Here is a 20,191-nt window from a genome sequence, read left to right as displayed (position 1 = left end):
CTGACAAAAACCTTATTCAAGGGAGCTAACAAGAGCATTGTCTGAGGTCGCTGACAAAAACCTTATCCAAGGGAACTAACAAGAGTATTGCCTGAGGGCGTTAACAAATATCTTCATTTACAGGAAATAACAAAGCGTATTATCTAAAGTCGTTAACAAATAACATTATCTAAGTGCGTTAACAAATAACCTATCTAACCTATTTTCCAAGAACGCCAGCCAGGATTGAAAAAACCATTGGCATTAAAAAAACCGCTTATGGGTCTGGTGGTGTTAGCTCCAATTCAGGAGCGTCTCCGTCAGACCCATAAGCGGTTTTTTTAATCTATTTTTTAAGATCCCAGCTCAGTGGCTGACTCTTCGACCTTTTTCCTCAACTCATCCTTATACCCTTGCATCTTAACCGCCAAACTATCATCCCCAGCAGATAAAATCTGTACTGCTAACAAACCTGCGTTCTTCGCTGCATTCAGTGCAACCGTAGCTACGGGAATTCCGTTTGGCATTTGCAGAATCGACAAAATCGAATCCCATCCATCAATACTATTAGAACTCTTTACCGGCACTCCGATAACTGGTAAAACAGTAATTGAAGCTACCATACCAGGTAAATGAGCGGCGCCACCAGCACCAGCGATAATAACCTTTAGCCCTCTTGAAGCAGCTTCCTTTGCATAGCTGAACATTCTTTCGGGAGTACGGTGAGCTGAAACCACCGTCATTTCAAATTCAACTCCAAATTCCTTTAAAATATCAGCAGCATCATTCATGATATTTAAATCAGATTTGCTGCCCATTATAATCCCTACCTTTGCGCTCATTAAGATATTACTTTTAGTGTTTCTTTAATAAAATTAGCCTTTTCAATAGCCGCTTCCCTGTTTTGGTCAACAATAGTGATATGTCCCATCTTGCGGAAAGGCTTCGTATATTTTTTACCATAAAGGTGTACATAAACACCATCTATCGCCATAATCTTTTCAAGGCCCTGGTATTTTGCTACCCCGTCATGTCCTTTTTCACCCAGTACATTCAGCATCACTGCATTATTAATCGCACGTGTATCGCCCAGGGGCAAATTACAAACAGAACGTAAATGCTGATCAAACTGAGACACATAATTGCCCTCTATAGTATGGTGTCCACTGTTATGAGGTCTTGGTGCCAGCTCATTAACAAGAATCTGTCCATCCTTAGTGATAAACATTTCTACTGCCAGCAGGCCAGTTATATTTAAAGCAGCAGCGATCTTTTTGGCAATCGATTCTGCTCTTTCCTGTACATGATCAGGATAAGTAGAAGGAGAAATTAAAAACTCCACAAGATTCGCTTCCGCGTTGAATTCCATTTCCACCATTGGGAAGGTCTTCACGTCGCCATTAGAATTTCTCGATACAATAACTGCGATTTCTTTTTCAAAATCAACAAGTTCCTCAATTAGGCAGGGGCTGTCAAAAGCGTTATCCAGATCAGCGATATTGTTAATTCTCATTACACCCTTGCCATCATAACCATCTTTACGCTGTTTAAGCATGTATGGGAATGAAAAACTTGAATTTAACAAATCTTCTTTAGTGTTAGCTAATTGAAATGGGGCTGTAGGAATATCATTCTCTTTGAAAAACTGCTTCTGAATACCTTTATCCTGAATTAAGCGGATTACCCTGGCTTGTGGAAATACCAGTTTACCTTCTTTCTCCAATTGCTCCAGAGCTTCGATATTTACTTTTTCAATTTCAATAGTGATTACATCTGCTTTTTTGCCAAACTTATATACGGTGTCGAAATCAGTAATAGAACCGCATTCAAAGTAGTTTGCCAGATGTTTACAGGGAGCGTCATGATCAGGATCCAGAACCAGCGTAGTCAGATTGTAATTAATGGCTTCCTGAATTAACATTCGCCCTAATTGTCCACCGCCCAGAATACCTAATTTTAACTCACTTATTTGTTTTGCCATGTCTATATATAAATATATGCTTTTACGTCTGTTTAAAATTTACCTGATAATTTGTTTATGCTTCTTTTTAGCTGCAACTTCGTCAAATTATATTCAGGAAGGAAGGCCACCAGAATATCATGTAAAATTAACAGGCTTTATTTTGCACAAAAATAACAATATAAACGGATTTGATGGAGGCTGATGCTATAATAATTGGGGCGGGTGCATGCGGATTGATGTGTGCAGTGCAAGCCGGATACTTGGGTAAGAAAGTGATTATACTGGAAAAAGGGAGTAAGGCAGGAGCCAAAATATTGATCTCCGGTGGCGGTAGATGCAACTATACCAACCTGTTCGCTACCGACGAACAATTCATTTCAGGAAACAAACATTTTAGTAAATCGGCCTTTACGCAATGGACGGTTGCAGATACGATCAGTTTTTTTGAAACTTACGGGATTAGTGGGAAAGAAAAAACACTGGGACAATTGTTTCCGGAAGATAAGAATGCAAAAGATATTGTCGATGTATTAACAGGGGTATGTGAAGACTTCGGACAAGAAATAAAATGCAGTGCAGATGTAACTGATATTATACAAAATGACGGTTCTTATACGGTTACTTATCAGCAGTCAGGAAAAACATATACTTTAAATACGCAGAAATTAGTCATTGCCACTGGCGGATTGCCGATTCCAAAGATGGGGGCAACAGATTTTGCTTTACGTTTCGCCCGTAAAAACGGGTTAAATATTATAGATACTGCGCCGGCTTTAGTTCCGCTGACGATTACCGGAAAAGAAGAAGACTGGTATGCACAACTATCAGGGAATTCAGTTTTTTGCGAGGTCAGCAATGATAGAATATCATTTGAAGAGAATATACTGTTTACCCACTGGGGGTTAAGCGGTCCGGCAATTTTACAAATATCATCCTACTGGCGTCCGGGAGAAAGTATAAATATTAACCTGCTGCCTCATCATGATATCACAGCATTACTCGAAGAAGAAAGAAAATACAATGGAAAGACATTATTGTCTACCTTGATGAATAGATATTACGCAAAGAAGTTTACGGATGCAATGAGCAAATATCTGCCTGTAGATAAGCAGGTAGCATCATTGACCAAAAGTGAACTGGAGCTGATCCATCAGACCATCCACTTGTTTAAAGTTAAACCAGCTGGCGATAAAGGTTATGATAAAGCAGAGGTTATGCGGGGTGGAATAGATACAAATGAGTTATCTTCTAAAACGCTTGAATGTAAAAAAATGCCCGGATTATACTTTGGAGGGGAATGTGTAGATGTTACAGGCTGGCTTGGCGGATATAATTTTCAATGGGCATGGGCTTGTGGCTTTGTAATTGCTCAGGGTATTTAGGGCATATTTATGAACGAAACAGATATTTTAAAACAATATTGGGGATTTAATTCATTCAGACCTTTACAGCAGGATATTATCCAGGCAGTATTGGAAGGTAAGGATGTGATGGCACTATTGCCTACAGGAGGAGGGAAATCTTTATGTTTCCAGGTCCCTGCAATGGTGAAAGAAGGGATTTGTATTGTTGTTTCGCCGCTTATTGCCCTGATGAAAGATCAGGTGGAAAATTTAAAGGCAAAAGGTATCAATGCTGTAGCTATCTATGCCGGAATGGGGAAAAGAGAAATAGATATCTTATTAGATAACTGTATCTATGGCCCTGTAAAATTCCTTTACCTGTCTCCCGAACGATTGCTCTCTGATCTGGTCAGAACGCGGATCTCTTATATGAATGTCAACCTCTTTGCTATTGATGAAGCACATTGTATTTCTCAGTGGGGTTATGATTTCAGGCCTTCATACATGCAGATCACTACATTAAGAGAAATTCATCCTGAGGTGCCCTTTATTGCATTAACAGCAACTGCCACAGCTTTTGTGAGGCAGGATATCGTAGATAAATTAACACTTAAAGAGCCGGAAATCTTTGTGCAGAGTTTTGCCCGCAAGAATCTGAGTTATGTAGTTTTTGGTCTGGAAGATAAATATAAAAAACTGATTGATATTGTTACGAATGTAAAAGGCAGTGGACTGGTATATGTACGTAACAGGAGGGAGACTTCGGAAGTCGCTCTTTTTTTGAAAAGAAATCAGATTGCTGCAGATTTTTATCATGCAGGGATAGAGAAAGATGAACGTTCCAAAAAACAAGAGGCTTGGAAACAGAATAAAATCCGGGTAATGGTGGCTACCAACGCCTTTGGAATGGGAATAGATAAACCTGATGTACGTTTTGTGGTCCATCTTGACCTTCCCGAAAGTCTGGAGGCCTATTATCAGGAAGCCGGACGCGGAGGCCGGGACGGAAAAAGGGCTTTTGCTGTTTTACTTGCCAATAAATCAGATCAGCTAGCCCTGAAAGCAAAATATACAGATAGTTTTCCGTCGGTTGAGGAGATTAAAAAAACCTATCATTACCTGGGAAGTTATTTTCAACTGGCCTATGGTGCAGGAGCGGGGGTCAACTTTAGTTTTGACCTGGCAGATTTCTGTAAAAGGTTTAAGCTGGGGGTGATTAAGACTATGGGCGCCTTGAAATTTCTGGAACATGATGGTTATATCACGCTTTCGGAAAATATATTTTTACCTTCCCGTGTGCTTTTTACCGCTGGTAATGAGGATGTTTACAGATTTCAGATTGAAAACTCAGGTTATGATCCGCTGATTAAGACTGTGTTAAGATCTTATGGCGGAATGTTCGATCATTATGCTAATATTAGTGAAAGTGATATTGCCAAAAGATTAAAGATATCATTTAATGACGTGGTAAGACAGTTGAATAACTTGCAGGATCAGGGATTGATTTCTTATCTTCCACAAACAGATCAACCACAATTACAGTTTATTCTGGCCCGGGTAGACCTGCTTCATCTGGATACGGATGTAAAGTATATAGAACTTAGAAAGAAGATACAATCTGAGCAGATTAGCGCGGTACTGGCTTATGCAGATACATTTATTTGCAGAAGTATCCAGTTATTATCTTATTTTGATGAGCCTAATGCAGAACAGTGCGGTGTATGTGATGTTTGTCTGGCACAAAAAAGAAATGAAGATCTTGCAGAACTGGAAGATAAGATTGATTTTGAAATCGCAACACTGGTTCAGACCGAACCGCGGGTACTTGACGATTTGATTAATCAGATCAGAACGGGTACCGATCAGGACAAGCTAAACCGTATCCGTGAGCTGTTAGATGCAGGTAAAATTAAAACAGACGGCAAAAACTATTACCTTTGACAAACCTTGAAAAATTATGATGAAGAAATTATTCCTGTTTAGCTTAGCCCTACCCTTACTTTTTACAGCATGTGAAACGAAATGTGTAGAAGATTCTGGTCTGCATTCTACTAAAGAGTTTACCGTAAAACCTTATAATGAAATTGTAGTCAGTGGTCCTGTGAAACTGATTATGCGTCAGGATAGCAGTTTCAAAGTTAATATACAGGCAGATTCTAATGTAATCAACCTGATTAAGGCCGGGGTCAATAAAAATGGTCTGGTTATAGAATTGGACCCTAAAAGATATTGTGGAAAAGACTCTATTATCGTCAGTGCCGGAATAGGGGAACTTAAAACCCTTGAAGCAAAAGGGGCAAGTCATATTTATACTTCTTCCAGAATCAATGTCAATGATCTTGATGTGAAATCATCAGGAGCAACTATACTTAACCTGGAATTGAATGCTGCCAAACTGACTACCACTACTGATGGTGATGCGCATATCAATCTGATCGGACAGGCCGGAGTACACCAGGTGAAGAGTAAAGGTGTAATACAAATGAATGCATTTGATTTTATTACAGGTATTTACGACCTGAATGTTGAAGGAGTAGGTAAGCTGAATATTAATGTGCTCAATGAGCTTAAAGCAAAAACTTCGGGGGCTACAACCATCTACTACAAGGGAAATCCTAAAAAAGTAAATGAAGATAAATCTGGTGTTGCCAAGCTGGAGAAAGTGAATTAATACATTTAAGATCCTAATATTTTTTAATGAAAGTAGAATTATTTATTCCCTGTTTTGTAGATCAGTTATACCCTGAAACGGCTTTTAGTACGGTTAAACTTCTTGAAAAAGCGGGGTGTGAGGTAAATTATAATCCCGGGCAGACCTGCTGCGGTCAGCCTGCTTATAATGCCGGATACTGGCAGGAAGCAAAACAGACAGGTACAAAGTTTCTGAATGATTTCTCTGGTGCAAATTATATTGTAGCACCATCCGCCTCTTGTGTAGGTATGGTGAAAAACGGGTTCAATGATCTTTTTACTAATTCCAACGTACATAATAAATGCAGAACGCTGCAGGGAAATATTTTTGAACTTTCAGACTTTTTAATTAATGTAGTTAAGAAGGACTATTTTGGTGCAGAACTGGAAGGTAAAGCTGTTTATCATGACTCCTGCAGTGGTTTAAGAGAATGTAAGATTAAAGAGGAGCCCCGGTTACTGCTGGAAAAAGTTCATGGCCTGGAAATGCTGGAAATGAAAGATACAGATATGTGCTGCGGGTTTGGAGGTACTTTTGCCGTTAAATTTGATGCAATTTCTTCTGCAATGGCAGAACAGAAAGTAAATCATGCGCTGGATCAGGATGCTGATTATATCATTTCTACAGATTTATCATGCCTGATGCATTTGCAGGGATATATTGATAAAAACAATCTCCCTATTAAAACGATGCATCTTGCTGATGTTCTCGCAAACGGCTGGCTCGAATATTAATTTGTAAATCTTTTGAGCTGCAAATCGTCAGTTTTCTTTCTGACAGGAAAGCTATCAGAAAGAAAATATGATTTGTTTCGCTTAAAAATACTTACAAATTAGTTTCTTCAATTCTTGCGATTGTAATACTGCTTTTTTTAGAAGATGTTTTTTTTAGACGAGGTGTTTGTTTTTAATTAAACCCTTTAATATTATTGGTGGTTAATATATTGCTGTTATTTAGTGTCTTATTTAGATATTGTAATATTTTACTTCAATCAATGATGACACCTGTCTCTGGTTTTTGTTCTGTCAGATAGACGTAGTCAGCCGGGCAAGGTTCCTGTAAAACGGTTTAATATCAATCAATGTACCTATTCCGATACCCTGGTTATTTAAATCTTTAATGATATCTGTAAGACCTCCCCAATAATGAAAAGCCCCGAAGGCTTCATCCGGGCCAAATCCGAGAAAGCCATGCACAAATAGAACAGGAGGCTGGGTGCCCCTTGCTGATCCTGCGCTGAAGGGTAAATTAATTTCCTTTTCCATCGAAGTTGTTGTCAGTACCCTGACCTGTTCTTTGTTAATTCCCTAAGCAGTACTTACAGTTTTTTCGGGCTGTTCCTGCGTTTTTTTACATTATACGGTTATCAGCAAAAGCATGCTGATCATGGTAAATGTTGATAAATGAAGTTTGATAGGATATTTGGTTTTTGTTTTTCAGTATTAAGCTAAAGAAATTTAAATGGTGTGAACCCCCAAAATTTTTAACCTTTTTTAACATTTTAATAGCTATGATTAGCACTGTTTTTGCATTTGTAAAGCAGATATGAAACAAATATTTATTGCTGTACTTGGCCTGTTTGCATTTTCAGCTCAGGTTCAGGCACAGCCAGGGAGATCGGGAGCGATACAATTTGAGAGTACTTTTGATCCTGCTGCACTTACCGCAGCAAATGGAATAAAACTGAGTCAGGAGGCTACTGCGAGAATACCAAAAAGTTCAGTAACCAGCTTTGAGTTGTTATTTAATACGGATAAGGCCAGTTATAAACAGGCTGCTGATCCAAAAATCAATAATAATGGACGTGGCAGTGGGATCCGTTACGGTGGATTAGGGGTTTTTGGCGGGGGTATCAGTAAGGATTATTATTATGATTTTAAAGACCACAGGCTGACACAGGCTTTCGATTTGAATGATACGCTTTTTTTAATGGAAGATACGCTGGGTATGCCGCCTGTAGTAGGTTTCGGTACACTTCATCCGGCTCCTGCAATTGAATATATCAAGTCTGATGAGAGGAGAGATATCTTAGGGTTCAAATGTCATAAGGTTACTGCGATGACGACAGTAAAACGTAAAATTCAGGGAATGGAAAAGGAGATAACTGATGAGGTTATTTTATGGTATACCGATGAGCTGGGTTTTGACTTTTCTCCAAACCCGGTTTTATGGACAGCAGGAACAGTGCTTGCAATTGAAGGTAAAGGGACAAGAATCGAAGCTAAAAGTATACGTTACAAAGAGGTAGATACAAAGGAAGTCGGCCTGCCTGAAAATATCACAACGATTTCCCGCGGACAGCTGCGGGATAAGTTGGAGTCGCGCAGAAAACAGATCCATTTTTCAAGGATTGGTTCCTGGAATTAATAAAAATTATCAAATAATTGATTCCAGGAAAATGAATAAGTTATCCATAAAATGAACAGGCCAGGTGTGCAATCATTCAGTGGATGTAAAATAAATCGCAATGTTCTTCATGTTAGCGAATTGCAAAAAAACGTTCCTATAGTTTACTTAATATAATTGGTTTTTCAGTAGATAATCGGTCATAATTATTACTCTCTTTTCCACCGGTGTTGATAACATTTAGAATCTGTCTAAGTAGAAATTTGCATTTTTGAGCTCCGCTAAAATAGGTCGGCAAGAGGGCTGATTTACATAAAAACCTTCAAAATGAGCACAAAAAGAATAATCAAATTTGAGAAAGACGATTGCAGTCCATGCAATATGGTTTCAGAATATCTTGATAGAAAAGGTGTTATCTATGAAACTATTAATCCTTTCAACCAGCCTGAGCTAGCTATGCAGTTCCGGGTTCGGTCAGTACCGACAGTAATTTTATTAGAACAGGAGCAGGAGCTTTCCAGAGTAATAGGTTTTAAGCCCGAAGAATTATCTATACTGGTAGCAGTTTAGGTCTTTAATAATCCACAGCTGATGACCTGGATTTATTACGACAGCAAAACCGGTAATGTTGAGCGATTTGTAAACCGTTTGAAGTTACACCGCGACTGGACTATCCAAAAAATAGATGAGGCTTTGCAGCCATTACACGAAGGACATCTGATTACGTATACCACAGGATTTGGAGAAGTTCCACTTTCTACCTTACGTTTTCTGAATGACAACAGTAGTATGATCAAATCTATTTCGTCCAGCGGAAACAAAAACTGGGGACCCAATTATGCTATGGCAGCCACCAGAATATCGGATCAGTTTAAATTACCGGTCCTGATACAGTTTGAGCTTTCGGGAACAATGGCAGATATCCAAAAATTTATAGATAAAATAGAGGGCTAACGATATGGTAACGAAAAAATGGATCTTATTGAACAATGAGATCATGGTTAAAAAGGACGACGAATTCAGCCTTCATAAAGATAAAGAAGCTGTTCGCTCCTATTTTTTGGATTATGTAAATAAAAACACTGTTTTCTTTTATACTTTAAAAGAGAAGATAGATTACCTGATAGAGCAGGAATATTACGTTGATTTTTATCAATGGTATACTTTTGAGCAGATGGAAGAGGTTTATGACCTTGTCTATGCGAAGAAATTCAGATTTCAATCTTTCATGAGCGCATTTAAATTCTTTCAGAGTTATGCACTGAGAGATGATAGCGGAGAGAAATTCCTGGAACGTTATGAAGATCGCGTGGTAGCGGTTTCTTTGTTTCTGGCAAGGGGAGATGTAGCTCAGGCTAAATCATATGCCGAGATGCTGATTAATCAGGAGTATCAGCCAGCAACACCAACATTTTTAAATTCAGGTAAAAAACGTTCAGGAGAGCTGGTTTCATGTTTTCTGGATGAAATAGGTGATAACCTGAATGGTATTGGCTATGCGATAGATTCCGCAATGAAATTATCTTCTATTGGTGGTGGTGTATCTTTTAATTTGTCTAAGATCCGTGCCAGAGGAGAGTCTATTAAAGATGTTGAAGGACGTGCAGGTGGTGTATTGCCAATTATGAAGATCCTGGAAGATACTTTCTCTTATGCAAACCAGTTAGGACAACGTCCGGGTGCTGGTGCGGTATATCTGAATGTTTTCCATACTGATATTGAAGAGTTCCTGGATTGTAAAAAGATCAATGTGGACGAAAAAGTAAGGATCAAATCTTTATCTATTGGCGTAGTTGTTCCTGATAAATTCATGGAGCTGGCCGAAAAAGACGAAGCTTGTTACCTCTTCCATCCGCATACCGTATTAAAACAATATGGTAAATATCTGGATGAAATGGATATGGACGAGATGTATGAAGAGCTCGTAACTAATCCGCTTGTTAAGAAGAAAAAGATTAATGCCCGTCACCTGATGGTGAAAATCGCACAGACCCAAAAGGAAAGTGGTTACCCTTATCTGTTTTTCAAAGGTAATGCAAACCGGGAGCATGCACTAAAAGAGATTGGAAATGTTAAGTTTTCTAATCTGTGTACAGAAATTATGCAGATCTCTGAAGTTTCTGATATAGAGATTTATGGCAAGGAAGACAAAATCCGTTATGGTATTTCCTGTAATCTGGGTTCTTTGAATATTGCTACGGTAATGGACAATAAAAGGATTAAGGAAGCTGTTAAAACGGCTATGAGATCACTTACTGTCGTTTCTGATATGACAAATATCGCTATGGTACCTTCGGTTCAGAAAGCAAATAAAGAGCTGCATAGTGTTGGTTTGGGAGCAATGAACCTGCATGGGTTCCTGGCTAAGAATTTCATAATGTACGAAAGTAAAGAGGCGCTTGATTTTTGCAATGTTTTCTTTATGATGGTTAACTTTTATTCTATCCAGAGCTCTATGGAGATTGCGAAAGAGAAAAAAGAGACCTTTGTAGGTTTTGAGCAATCAGAATATGCAAATGGAAACTACTTTGCTTCTTATATCGCTAAAGATATTACCCCTGTAAATGATAAAATCAGTGTATTATTTGAAGGGATGACTATTCCTTCGGCAGCAGACTGGACGGCTTTAATGAATGAAGTTAAAGAACACGGGCTGTATCACGCTTACAGGCTTGCTATAGCGCCTAATCAGTCTACATCCTACATTATGAACGCAACGGCATCTGTAATGCCTGTAGTGGACGTAATTGAGGTGAGAGAGTATGGTGATAGTACGACTTATTATCCAATGCCTTATCTGGATAATGATAACTATTTCTTCTATAAATCTGCCTATGATATGGATCAGAAGAATGTACTACGGTTAATCTCAGTGATTCAAAAGCATGTGGACCAGGGTATTTCAACTATTCTGCATACCAATACGAAGGATAGTACACGTGATATCGCAAAATACTATATCTACGCACATAAAATGGGCTTAAAGTCCTTGTATTATACCCGTACCCGTAAAGCTTCGATTGACGAATGTGTTTCTTGTTCAGTATAATCAGAATTCAATTAAATAATAAGATTTAAATCAGACATAAATGAGTCAATATAAAGCAGTAAACTGGAATACCCCGGAAAATGATTATGCTGGCATGTTCTGGGAGCAGAACCTGCGCCAGTTCTGGATAGATACAGAATATATCCCTTCCAAAGATATAGATAGCTGGAAATCTTTAACTCCCGAAATTCAGGAAGCTTATAAAAGGGCATTAGGCGGCTTAACATTGCTTGATACCATACAGAGTCATACTGGTATGCCTAAATTACTGGACCATATCGATGGATTACAGAATAAAGCGGTATTATCTTTTATGTGTATGATGGAGGCTATTCATGCCAAGTCATACTCTACTATTTTTACGACAGTAAACAGTACTGCTGAGATCAATGAGTTGTTTGAATGGGTAGAAAGTAATAAACTGCTTCAGTTTAAGGCAGCTACGATTGATAAGTATTACATAAGCCTGGATGCGGCTAAGGTGAGTAATGAAGACTTATTTATGGGGCTTGCTGCATCTGTGTTATTAGAGTCGTTTCTTTTCTATAGCGGATTCTTTATGCCTTTGTGGCTTGCTGGCCAGGGGCAGATGGTAGCGAGTGCTGATATTATCAAAAAAATCGTTGCTGATGAATCCATTCATGGAGTGTTTGTCGGATTACTGGCACAGGATGTTTATAAGAAATTGCCTGATCCTGAAAAAAGCAAAGCAGAGCTTGTTGAGCTGTTAATGGAACTTTACGAAAATGAGTTGAAGTATACAGATGAATTATATACAGAAGTAGGTCTTACTGCCGATGTAAAAGAATATGTCCGTTACAACGCAAATAAGGCAATGATGAACCTTGGTTTTGAAGAGCTGTTTGAGATAAAAGCTGTTAACTCTATAGTTTTGAATGGTTTAAATGGAGAGACTACTCAGCATGATTTCTTCTCTAAGAAGTCAACAAACTATGAAAAAAGTACAGAAATACTCTATTTGAGAGATGAAGATTTCCAAATGGATACCGATCCTGTTTTTTAAAATAACATATTATGGCCCGGCTTTAAACCTGATTTTTCTATTCAAAATAGTTTAATCACAGGTTTTAAGCCGGGCTTTTTTGTGCAGTTAATTTGGTTTTTATCTATATAATATATTGCTATTCAGTGTTTTGTGTGTTACCACTTAAAAGAACATTCTTCTTTTTATAATTTATATTGTTGCGTTAATCTTGTTTGCATTCTATTTCTGTTTAAATATATTTACATTACATTTGCCGGATAGAATAATTGATGCGCGTTTCACTCTTTTTCTTTCTGTTTTTATTGTCAACAGCTGTTTTCAGTCAGGTAATTACTGTTGATCGTAATTTGTCTTACCAGAGCCTGGGTAAATCAGTTGGTTATTTGGTTGATCGACAAGGGGTTCTGGATATAGCCCAGGTGACAGAAAAAGATAATCAGGGTAGGTTTTTAAGAGCTGATGCAGACATTCTTAATTTTGGAAATTCTAAGTCTGCCTTCTGGATAAAAATCTCTTATCTGAATCAAACTCATCGTAAAGCTTATCTTGTACTTGATGCTTCCTGTATAGATGATATAGACTTTTACAGGCCGGCAGATTCAGGTAAATTTGTTAAAATTCATACAGGGAGTCTTGCCCCGAAAAACCCTGAAGTAATTGGTTCTACTAATTATATTTTTACTTTATCTGATAGTGTTTATAATTCTGTTGTACAGACTGTATACTTAAGATTGAAGACTAATAATATTCTTCTTGTTCCACTGAAAATAACTGTTTCAGAGCGATTGGCCGGCGGCTTAAGTTTGATGGAACGTTTAGAGTCTGTTTATATTGGGATATTAAGTGCGCTGTTCTTCTTTAATCTATTTGTATTTATACGATCAAAGGATAAAACATATTTTTATTATAGTGTTTATATTCTATCTCTTTTTATCTACATGGTGTGTTATTTTAGGGGATACGGGTATTATTTAGGCGATAGCTTTCGTATTTTTATCAATACTTATCCTTATGTTTTTATAAGCTTAGGCAGTATCGCAGGAATCGCATTTTCATGTAGCTTCCTGAATTTATCAGTTCTATTGCCGCAATCAAAGCGTATAATTCAATTGCTGATGGTTTGCTGGCTGCTGACCATGCTGATCTGTTTACTGGGTTATAAATCTTATAGTACTGCTTTGGTACAGGTGTTAGCGGCAACCACCTCTCTGGTAGTTTGGTTTTTAGGGTTCATTGCTTATTTCAAAGGATATAAACCAGCATTGTATTATATAATTGCGTGGGCATTCGTTTGTTTAACTTCAGTATGGGTTGTGCTGAGCTTTGCTAATGTATTTGTTTATAGTGAGTTATTGATGGATATTGCGCCCCTTGGTTTTATTTTTGAATTGCTCTTGCTTTCCCTTGCTTTAGGAGATAGGCTAAAGGATCTGAATACCGGAAGGCTGGCAATCCAGTCTGACAGGCTAAGGATGCAGGAAGAAAATCTGTACCTGATCAGAACACAGAAAGAGCGTTTAGAGAAGATAGTTGAATCAAGGACCAGGGCTTTAAATAAGATTGTCAAGTCACTTGAAGAAGCAAATACGGATAAAAGCAGGCTGTTTTCTATTATTGCACATGACTTGCGTAGTCCATTTAATAGTCTGATCAGCTTATATTCCCTGAATGATCTTGATATGTTGTCGCTTGATGAAGTTAAGATGCTGCTCAATGACAGCCGTAAAAGTTTTGATCATATTCATAATACACTGAATAACTTGCTTTACTGGGCCCAAAGTCAATTGAAGGGGATTAATAACGAGCCTGTAAAGTTTAGTATGCTTGACCTGACAAATGAGCTGATGCAGGTTTATCAGCCTTTAATTGTGAAAAAGGATATTGCAATAAAGCTTGAAGTGAGTGAGGATGCAGATGTCTATGCAGATTTAAATCAGATTAATCTTGTTATGCGTAATCTGATTGATAATGCCATTAAGTTTACACCTTTAGGCGCATATATTTCTATTAAGATATACGGTAATGAGCACTCTCTTTTTATAGATGTAAGCAATCCTGTATTAGGGGCGGTAAATATTGACAGGCTCTCTGAGGATACAAATTTACAGCCTGCCTACGGGACTTCTAACGAGCGTGGGGTAGGTCTGGGATTGCAATTATGCAGAGACTTTGTAGAAAGAAATAAAGGTCAGCTACTGGTGAGTAAAGTGGACGGATGCGTAGTTTTGTGTTTCGATCTGCCTAAATTTCGAGTAGAAAACTAATTCAGTTCAGGAAGAATAATCCTATGTTATTCCGGTCGTTTTGATTAAATCAAATAAGAGCAATTACACTTGTTTAAGGGTAAACAATATTATATTTTGTAGTTTATGGGCGCAGAATATAATATTGTTATGATTTATAACTTATTGTTTTTCTTATTATTGAGATTGTTGTGTTGAAGTTTTTATTCTTTTTTGGATTTGAATAGTTGTTAAAATCACTGTAATAAGGCTTAAAATACGGAATATTATTCTGTGAAAGTAAAATTAGCTCTGTATTACAGTGACTTATGATGTTTATCTAAGCTAGTACTCCTGTCTTTTATAGGCTGCGGAGAAATCTGAGCGCATAGCCTTGAAACGGGCTACAACTGTTGCAATAAAGGTTTCGTCAAGGAGTTGGAAAATCTCATTTGCCCCACCTCCTGTCAAGTCCAGTTCAGATAATTTATAGCTCTGTTCAAAAGTTCCCTGCTCAAATTTGACAATATATTTTTGGTTCATATTGAACAATGTAATTTTACATTCCGGATGTGGCAGTTCTGCAATTACTCTCATAAGACGAATTAAATTAATGGCTTTAAATCTGGCGAAGTTGCAGCTAAAAATAAATACAAACAAATTATTAGATAAATTTAAATGACTTAAGGAATATTACGAATACTTTACATCGTTTTATGTCCGATTGTTTAGTTTTAAGCCTTCATAAATAAAATAGAAAATGGCAGAAGATTTAATAATTATAAAAACTGAAAGTAAAGAAGAACAATATCAGTCCCTGATACCTCAGATTGAAGCTTTAATACGTGGAGAGGATGATCTAACTGCGAATCTTGCAAATATCTCTGCCGCATTGAAAGAGCAGTTTGATTGGCTTTGGGTAGGCTTTTACCTGGTTAAAGAAGATGAATTGGTTTTGGGGCCTTTTCAGGGGCCTGTAGCTTGTACAAGAATAAAATTGGGAAAAGGTGTATGTGGTAAAGCATGGCAGGACGCTGAAACTATCATTGTTGAAGACGTTGATAAATTTCCAGGTCATATTGCCTGCAGCTCTGCTTCCAGGTCAGAGATTGTTTTACCACTGTTCAGTGGAGATGTAGTGATCGGAGTGCTTGATGCAGATAGTGCCGATCTTTCTCAATTTGATGAAACTGATAAAGTTTACTTAAACCAGATCATTAATCTGATTCAGTTATAGGTTTCAGGTTTCTTTGTCATCAAAGTGTAACAAAGATTTAATTAGTGTAGAATGATTCTAAATAATGTACCTTTGTGCTACCAAAGCAGGGAAATACTGTGTTCTTAATATTTATTAAATCCTGGTTACCCGTGCAAAAGAGCACGGGTAATACAGGTACAAATCCTAAAGAATTCTAAACATAATCGGTAAAAACATGTCTGAAACTCCTAATAAGCCAGATTTTAAGGAAATAGCAGGTCAATTAGGTTGCCCAAGCGGAGATAAGGGATTAAGGACAGCTGAATCAATGGCTATTAATAATGGCAATATGATTACACTGACTATTTCGGAACTGAATCTGAAACCTAATGATGTTGTATTGGAAATCGGGCCGGGCAATGGCTCTCATGTTATCCAGCTTTTAAAAGATATTAAGTATTTACTTTATTACGGGGTTGATATTTCCTCCCTGATGATCAGTGAAGCTGTCAAATTAAACGAGTCATTTGTAACATCGGGCAGGGCTGATTTCTCTTTGTCAGATGGAGAAAAGCTGAATTTTGCGGCTGATTTTTTTACCAGGATATTTACGGTGAATACATTGTATTTCTGGAGGAATCCCAAAGCTTATGCTGCCGAAATTTTAAGAGTACTTAAACCTGGTGGCCTATTTAGTTTGACCTTCGGATCACGTGAATTCATGGAGAAACTCCCTTTTACACAATATGATTTTCAGCTATATAGTCAGCAGGAAGCAGAAGAGTTGTTACTTAGCAGTGGTTTTAAAATCAGGAGCGTAAATCTTCAGACCGAAAAGGTGAGAAGCAATGCTGGTATGGATGTGGAGCGTGATATTATAATTATCAACGCTGTAAAGCCCCTGATTTAACTCTTTTTAATCAGTAAATGGTGGTAATCTTGCAGATTTTCAAAACCATCAATACAGGCACTTGCACCAGGAGTGCAGTCTCCATGATGTTCGGACAGGTTTAAAAGAATACTGTCAATCGAAAAACCAGGCCAGTCTATGTAGAATTCAATTGCTTTAGCGTAATCAAATATTCTAAAAACAGGAGTGATTGATGTCATGTTCTTCTTGTCTGTTGTTTTTACGCAGGAGAAGGCGTTTTGAGACCTTGTCCCGCGTTTACTTGTTAAAGATGTGTATTATGGCGTTTCTTTTAAAGAATGCCCTTAACGATCAGCTAATGCATTATCTTCTTATTTGCTAAATATGTAACTAAAAACGCCATTGCTTCTCATTACAGGATCTGATGTAATTTTATATATTGCAGCAGCATAATGGTTTTTCCGTCTTTAATTTCTCCATTGTTTATCATTTTCATCGCCTGATCAATAGAAAGTTCCAGAACTTCAATGTTTTCCTGCTCATGTTCCAGTCCACCTCCTTCATGCACTTTCATAGCTTTAGAGTAAGCTGCAATAAAGAAATATAAAATCTCGGTTACTGAACCCGGAGACATATAGGCCTCGAATATTTTACGTACTTCGGTAACTTTATATCCTGTTTCTTCTTCTGTTTCTCTTTTAATGCAGTCTTCTGCATTGTCCTTGTCCAGTAAACCGGCACAGGCCTCAATCAGCAGTCCTGAACTATTTCCATTAATATAAGTTGGAAGTCTGAATTGTCTGGTCAGGATTACAGTTTGCTGTTCCTGGTTATATAATAGAATAACTGCACCATTTCCCCGGTCATAAGCTTCTCTGTCCTGTGTCTGAACGGTTCCGTCATTTAATGAATATTGATAGGTTATCTTTTTAAGCGTGTACCAGTTGTCAGAAAGAACTTCTGATTTTAATATTTTTACGTTGTTAATCATTTATAGGTTTAATTATAAACGCAAAGTAGACAGAAAAGTGCAGATTCCGGTACTGATACTGTACATGAATTGTCTATTCATATTTTAATGCATCAATTGGATTTGCCTTTGCAATCTTAAAACTTTGGATACCCACAGTAAATATGGCAATCAGTAAAGATAGACCTGTTGTAGTCAGCATTGGCCAAATAGTGAGTTCTATGCTGTAGTCAAACTTCTGCAGCCATTGGTATGAAATGATATAGGCAAGGGGACAGGCAATCAGATTGGACAGGACAACAAGTATCAGGAAATCTTTGTTTAATAAGAATAGGATGTTGCTCAGATCGGCACCTAATACTTTACGGATACTGATTTCTTTACTGCGCTGTTCGGCTATGTATAAAGCTAAACCCAATAAACCCAGACAAGAGATGAAAATTGCAAACCCACCAAATAAATTGGAGAGGCTGCTGAGAAGTTTTTCATTGGCAAGCTTATCTTCCATTTCCTGATCTATAAAAATTAATTCTGATGGATAAGCCGGATTTAAGCGTCTGTTCCATTCATTGATGGTTTGAATAGCGCTGCTCAGGTTATGTTTTGGGTTGAGCCTCAATAATATTGTTCTGTCCGCTTCATGGGTATGGTTAGAAAGATAAGTAATCGTAGATGCGGTCCTATAGGATGCTGATTCATAATTATAATCCTGCAGCACACCGATAATTGTAAATAACTTTCCGCTCTTTTTAAACTGTTTGCCTAAAGGTTTCTGGAGTTCCATACTTTTAACAGCCGCCTCGTTCAGCAATACACTGCTGGTATCTGAACTGAAATTTCTTGAAAAATCCCTTCCTTCTAATATTTTCGGACCCAGGGTCTGCGTGAAATCGTAACCAGCAACCCTGTTATTCCATGAATACAGCCAGTGCTGATCATGTCCGGGCCAGGTAATATCAGCTGAATTGTCACCTCCATTTGTTAAACCGGCATAATATTCAGTGGCAGCAGTGATTACACCAGCTTTAAGTAATTCCTGCCTGAACAATTCTGTTTTGACAGGATTAGTAAATTCACCGGCTTTTTCTATCTGTATCAGGTTATCTTTACTAAAGCCCAAAGGTTTATTCCTGACATATTGGATTTGACTGTAAACCAGTATTGCACAGATAATCATGCAGAAAGAAAACGTGAACTGTAACACAACCAGTGCTTTGCGTACAGTTAAGGACGGTTTTCCGATTGTGAGCGCTCCCTTTAAAACTCTAACCGGGGGTAAAAGAAGATAAATAAAGCGATGGATAACTTCCTGCCAGTAAGCCTGAAATGACTATAAGTCCTGCCAGTACGGCCCGGGTTAAAGCGGAATCGTAATCAATTACCATATGGATATACAGCAGATGATTGAAATAGGGCAAAAATAATTCCAGTAAAGCAAAAGCAAGAATCATTGCAGGAAAAGAAATCAATAAAGATTCAGTCAAAAACTGGGCAGCAATTGAATTCCTTGCGGACACCAACTTCTCTTGCTCTTCTTTCCGATTGTGCAGTACTAAGTTTCATGTAATTTATAAAAGCAATCAAAAGGACGCCAAAAGCCAGAAACAGGAAAAATTTAATCTGATCTATTTTACCGCCAACAGGTTTTCCATTCTTAAAATCTGTGTATAAATGATTTTTGGCATATGGAAACAGAAAAGCAGAAAGATAATTATTTGGATCATTGGCATGACTGCGGATCATCTTTCGCATTAAAGCATCGGCAGCCGGGAAACTTTGATTGTTTTTTAGCTGTACAATGGTATTTGTAAAACCCCAATCCCATTGCGCATCTTTAAACTGGGTATTTTCTTTGATAAATAAGGCTCAGTTTAGTAAGACATCAAATTGAATGGTTTGATTTCCTGGCAAACCTTCTATAACGGCTGTGACCTTTAATCCTTCACGATTATCCCATTTGATAACTTTTCCTATTGGATGGATCTGTACGGCCAAATAGTTTTTTGGCAGTGGTCGCTGTAAGGAGTACAGAACCCGGGTCGGAAAGGGCAGAGGCCGGACTTCCCTTTAAATATTTATAGTCAAAGATCTGAAGAAAACCAGGGTCAACAAATGCTGCACCCAGATTGAAACTATTTTGCCTGTAGCTAACCAGTTTATAGCCAAATTGTATTCTGCTGACATGCGCTATGCCTGGTAAAGTCTGTGCTGCGGTTTCAGATAAAACAGCAGCACAGACTATTGCTAAATGTTCCGCGGGTGCCAGTGATTTTTAAACTATCGGCGGAAATGTTTTTGCAAACGCCATAAATGTGGTCTATATTCTTGAATTGTTTATCATAACTCCATTCATAATTACGTACAGCAGCAGCATTAAGCAACTGGCAAGTCCAATTGCCAGTCCTCCGATGTTAATTAATGAAAATCCCTTGTGTTTCCAAAGATTGCGCAGGGCTGTAATGAGGTTTAATTTAAACATGCTGATCAGTATTTTGTTCTTTCCTGTTCCATCATGTCTAATTTTGTACCATGATTTAAAATTATTTAATGGC

The 20,191-nt window shown here is 37.8% G+C and carries 22 protein-coding genes; 12 read left to right on the top strand and 10 right to left on the bottom strand.

Going from position 1 to position 20,191, the window contains the following annotated elements:
* Positions 1 to 332 precede the first annotated feature (332 nt).
* Both purE and HDE68_RS14120 read right to left on the bottom strand, forming a co-directional pair.
* Complete coding sequence (gene purE, locus HDE68_RS14125) at positions 333 to 821, bottom strand: 5-(carboxyamino)imidazole ribonucleotide mutase (RefSeq protein WP_183882867.1); 489 nt, start codon at positions 819 to 821, stop codon at positions 333 to 335.
* Positions 821 to 1,960, bottom strand: a complete 1,140-nt coding sequence (locus tag HDE68_RS14120; protein WP_183882866.1) for a 5-(carboxyamino)imidazole ribonucleotide synthase — start codon at positions 1,958 to 1,960, stop codon at positions 821 to 823. Before HDE68_RS14120 ends, purE begins: the two co-directional genes overlap by 1 nt.
* 173 nt (positions 1,961 to 2,133) lie before the next feature.
* On the opposite strand from HDE68_RS14120, the gene HDE68_RS14115 reads away from it, so the two are divergent.
* The 4 genes from HDE68_RS14115 to HDE68_RS14100 are packed head-to-tail and all read left to right on the top strand — an operon-like array spanning position 2,134 to position 6,711.
* Positions 2,134 to 3,324 carry an NAD(P)/FAD-dependent oxidoreductase gene (locus tag HDE68_RS14115; protein ID WP_183882865.1) on the top strand — a complete coding sequence of 397 codons (1,191 nt, stop codon included), beginning with the start codon at positions 2,134 to 2,136 and terminating at the stop codon, positions 3,322 to 3,324.
* A gap of 9 nt (positions 3,325 to 3,333) precedes the next feature.
* Positions 3,334 to 5,226: an ATP-dependent DNA helicase RecQ gene (locus tag HDE68_RS14110; RefSeq protein ID WP_183882864.1), complete on the top strand. Its 1,893-nt coding sequence runs from the start codon at positions 3,334 to 3,336 to the stop codon at positions 5,224 to 5,226.
* A 16-nt stretch (positions 5,227 to 5,242) separates the two neighbouring features.
* Positions 5,243 to 5,956, top strand: a complete 714-nt coding sequence (locus tag HDE68_RS14105) for a head GIN domain-containing protein (RefSeq protein ID WP_183882863.1) — start codon at positions 5,243 to 5,245, stop codon at positions 5,954 to 5,956.
* Between the two features lie 26 nt (positions 5,957 to 5,982).
* Positions 5,983 to 6,711, top strand: a complete 729-nt coding sequence (locus HDE68_RS14100; protein ID WP_183882862.1) for a (Fe-S)-binding protein — start codon at positions 5,983 to 5,985, stop codon at positions 6,709 to 6,711.
* A 291-nt stretch (positions 6,712 to 7,002) separates the two neighbouring features.
* On the opposite strand, the gene HDE68_RS14095 is transcribed toward HDE68_RS14100, so the two are convergent.
* Positions 7,003 to 7,242, bottom strand: coding sequence for a hypothetical protein (locus HDE68_RS14095; RefSeq protein WP_183882861.1), 240 nt, complete (start codon positions 7,240 to 7,242; stop codon positions 7,003 to 7,005).
* Between the two features lie 280 nt (positions 7,243 to 7,522).
* Between HDE68_RS14095 and HDE68_RS14090 the strand changes: the two genes are divergently transcribed.
* The 6 genes from HDE68_RS14090 (at position 7,523) to HDE68_RS14065 (ending at position 14,642) form a co-directional block, all read left to right on the top strand.
* Positions 7,523 to 8,344, top strand: a complete 822-nt coding sequence (locus HDE68_RS14090) for a hypothetical protein (RefSeq protein ID WP_183882860.1) — start codon at positions 7,523 to 7,525, stop codon at positions 8,342 to 8,344.
* Positions 8,345 to 8,650: 306 nt separating this feature from the next.
* Positions 8,651 to 8,893, top strand: coding sequence for a thioredoxin family protein (locus HDE68_RS14085; RefSeq protein ID WP_183882859.1), 243 nt, complete (start codon positions 8,651 to 8,653; stop codon positions 8,891 to 8,893).
* Positions 8,894 to 8,914: 21 nt separating this feature from the next.
* A complete protein-coding gene (nrdI, locus tag HDE68_RS14080) occupies positions 8,915 to 9,277 on the top strand; it encodes a class Ib ribonucleoside-diphosphate reductase assembly flavoprotein NrdI (protein WP_183882858.1) in 363 nt (120 codons plus the stop codon).
* A gap of 4 nt (positions 9,278 to 9,281) precedes the next feature.
* Positions 9,282 to 11,372, top strand: a complete 2,091-nt coding sequence (gene nrdE, locus HDE68_RS14075) for a class 1b ribonucleoside-diphosphate reductase subunit alpha (RefSeq protein WP_183882857.1) — start codon at positions 9,282 to 9,284, stop codon at positions 11,370 to 11,372.
* 40 nt (positions 11,373 to 11,412) lie between these two features.
* Positions 11,413 to 12,396, top strand: coding sequence for a class 1b ribonucleoside-diphosphate reductase subunit beta (nrdF, locus tag HDE68_RS14070; protein ID WP_183882856.1), 984 nt, complete (start codon positions 11,413 to 11,415; stop codon positions 12,394 to 12,396).
* A gap of 251 nt (positions 12,397 to 12,647) precedes the next feature.
* A complete protein-coding gene (locus tag HDE68_RS14065) occupies positions 12,648 to 14,642 on the top strand; it encodes a sensor histidine kinase (protein ID WP_183882855.1) in 1,995 nt (664 codons plus the stop codon).
* 303 nt (positions 14,643 to 14,945) lie between these two features.
* On the opposite strand, the gene HDE68_RS14060 is transcribed toward HDE68_RS14065, so the two are convergent.
* On the bottom strand, positions 14,946 to 15,197 hold the full coding sequence (locus HDE68_RS14060; protein ID WP_183882854.1) for a hypothetical protein: 252 nt from the start codon (positions 15,195 to 15,197) through the stop codon (positions 14,946 to 14,948).
* Positions 15,198 to 15,360: 163 nt separating this feature from the next.
* Between HDE68_RS14060 and HDE68_RS14055 the strand changes: the two genes are divergently transcribed.
* Together HDE68_RS14055 and HDE68_RS14050 are read left to right on the top strand one after the other, a co-directional pair.
* Positions 15,361 to 15,837, top strand: coding sequence for a GAF domain-containing protein (locus tag HDE68_RS14055; protein WP_183882853.1), 477 nt, complete (start codon positions 15,361 to 15,363; stop codon positions 15,835 to 15,837).
* A gap of 196 nt (positions 15,838 to 16,033) precedes the next feature.
* Positions 16,034 to 16,708 (top strand): class I SAM-dependent methyltransferase, encoded by a 675-nt coding sequence (locus HDE68_RS14050; protein ID WP_183882852.1) that lies wholly within the window; start codon positions 16,034 to 16,036, stop codon positions 16,706 to 16,708.
* Here the strand turns inward: HDE68_RS14050 and HDE68_RS14045 are convergent.
* The 6 genes from HDE68_RS14045 to HDE68_RS26705 all read right to left on the bottom strand — a co-directional run bounded on the left by HDE68_RS14045 (position 16,705) and on the right by HDE68_RS26705 (position 19,881).
* Positions 16,705 to 16,908: a hypothetical protein gene (locus HDE68_RS14045; RefSeq protein WP_183882851.1), complete on the bottom strand. Its 204-nt coding sequence runs from the start codon at positions 16,906 to 16,908 to the stop codon at positions 16,705 to 16,707. The two genes, HDE68_RS14050 and HDE68_RS14045, sit on opposite strands and share 4 nt — an antisense overlap.
* A gap of 173 nt (positions 16,909 to 17,081) precedes the next feature.
* Positions 17,082 to 17,660 carry a GDP-mannose pyrophosphatase NudK gene (gene nudK / locus HDE68_RS14040; protein ID WP_183882850.1) on the bottom strand — a complete coding sequence of 193 codons (579 nt, stop codon included), beginning with the start codon at positions 17,658 to 17,660 and terminating at the stop codon, positions 17,082 to 17,084.
* Between the two features lie 73 nt (positions 17,661 to 17,733).
* The gene (locus HDE68_RS14035; RefSeq protein WP_183882849.1) at positions 17,734 to 18,816 is read right to left on the bottom strand and encodes an ABC transporter permease; all 1,083 of its coding nucleotides are present in this window, start codon (positions 18,814 to 18,816) and stop codon (positions 17,734 to 17,736) included.
* Between the two features lie 88 nt (positions 18,817 to 18,904).
* The gene (locus tag HDE68_RS14030; RefSeq protein ID WP_183882848.1) at positions 18,905 to 19,123 is read right to left on the bottom strand and encodes a hypothetical protein; all 219 of its coding nucleotides are present in this window, start codon (positions 19,121 to 19,123) and stop codon (positions 18,905 to 18,907) included.
* Positions 19,116 to 19,382, bottom strand: coding sequence for an ABC transporter permease (locus HDE68_RS14025; protein WP_183882847.1), 267 nt, complete (start codon positions 19,380 to 19,382; stop codon positions 19,116 to 19,118). The genes HDE68_RS14030 and HDE68_RS14025 overlap by 8 nt, the downstream gene beginning before the upstream one ends.
* Positions 19,383 to 19,587: 205 nt before the next feature.
* On the bottom strand, positions 19,588 to 19,881 hold the full coding sequence (locus HDE68_RS26705; protein WP_411267938.1) for an ABC transporter permease: 294 nt from the start codon (positions 19,879 to 19,881) through the stop codon (positions 19,588 to 19,590).
* Positions 19,882 to 20,191 lie beyond the last annotated feature (310 nt).

Source organism: Pedobacter cryoconitis, from assembly GCF_014200605.1.
Taxonomy (GTDB): Bacteria; Bacteroidota; Bacteroidia; order Sphingobacteriales; family Sphingobacteriaceae; genus Pedobacter; species Pedobacter cryoconitis_B.
The sequence above is the reverse complement of the archived record's forward strand: the minus strand, read 5'-3'. Positions and strand labels throughout refer to the sequence as shown.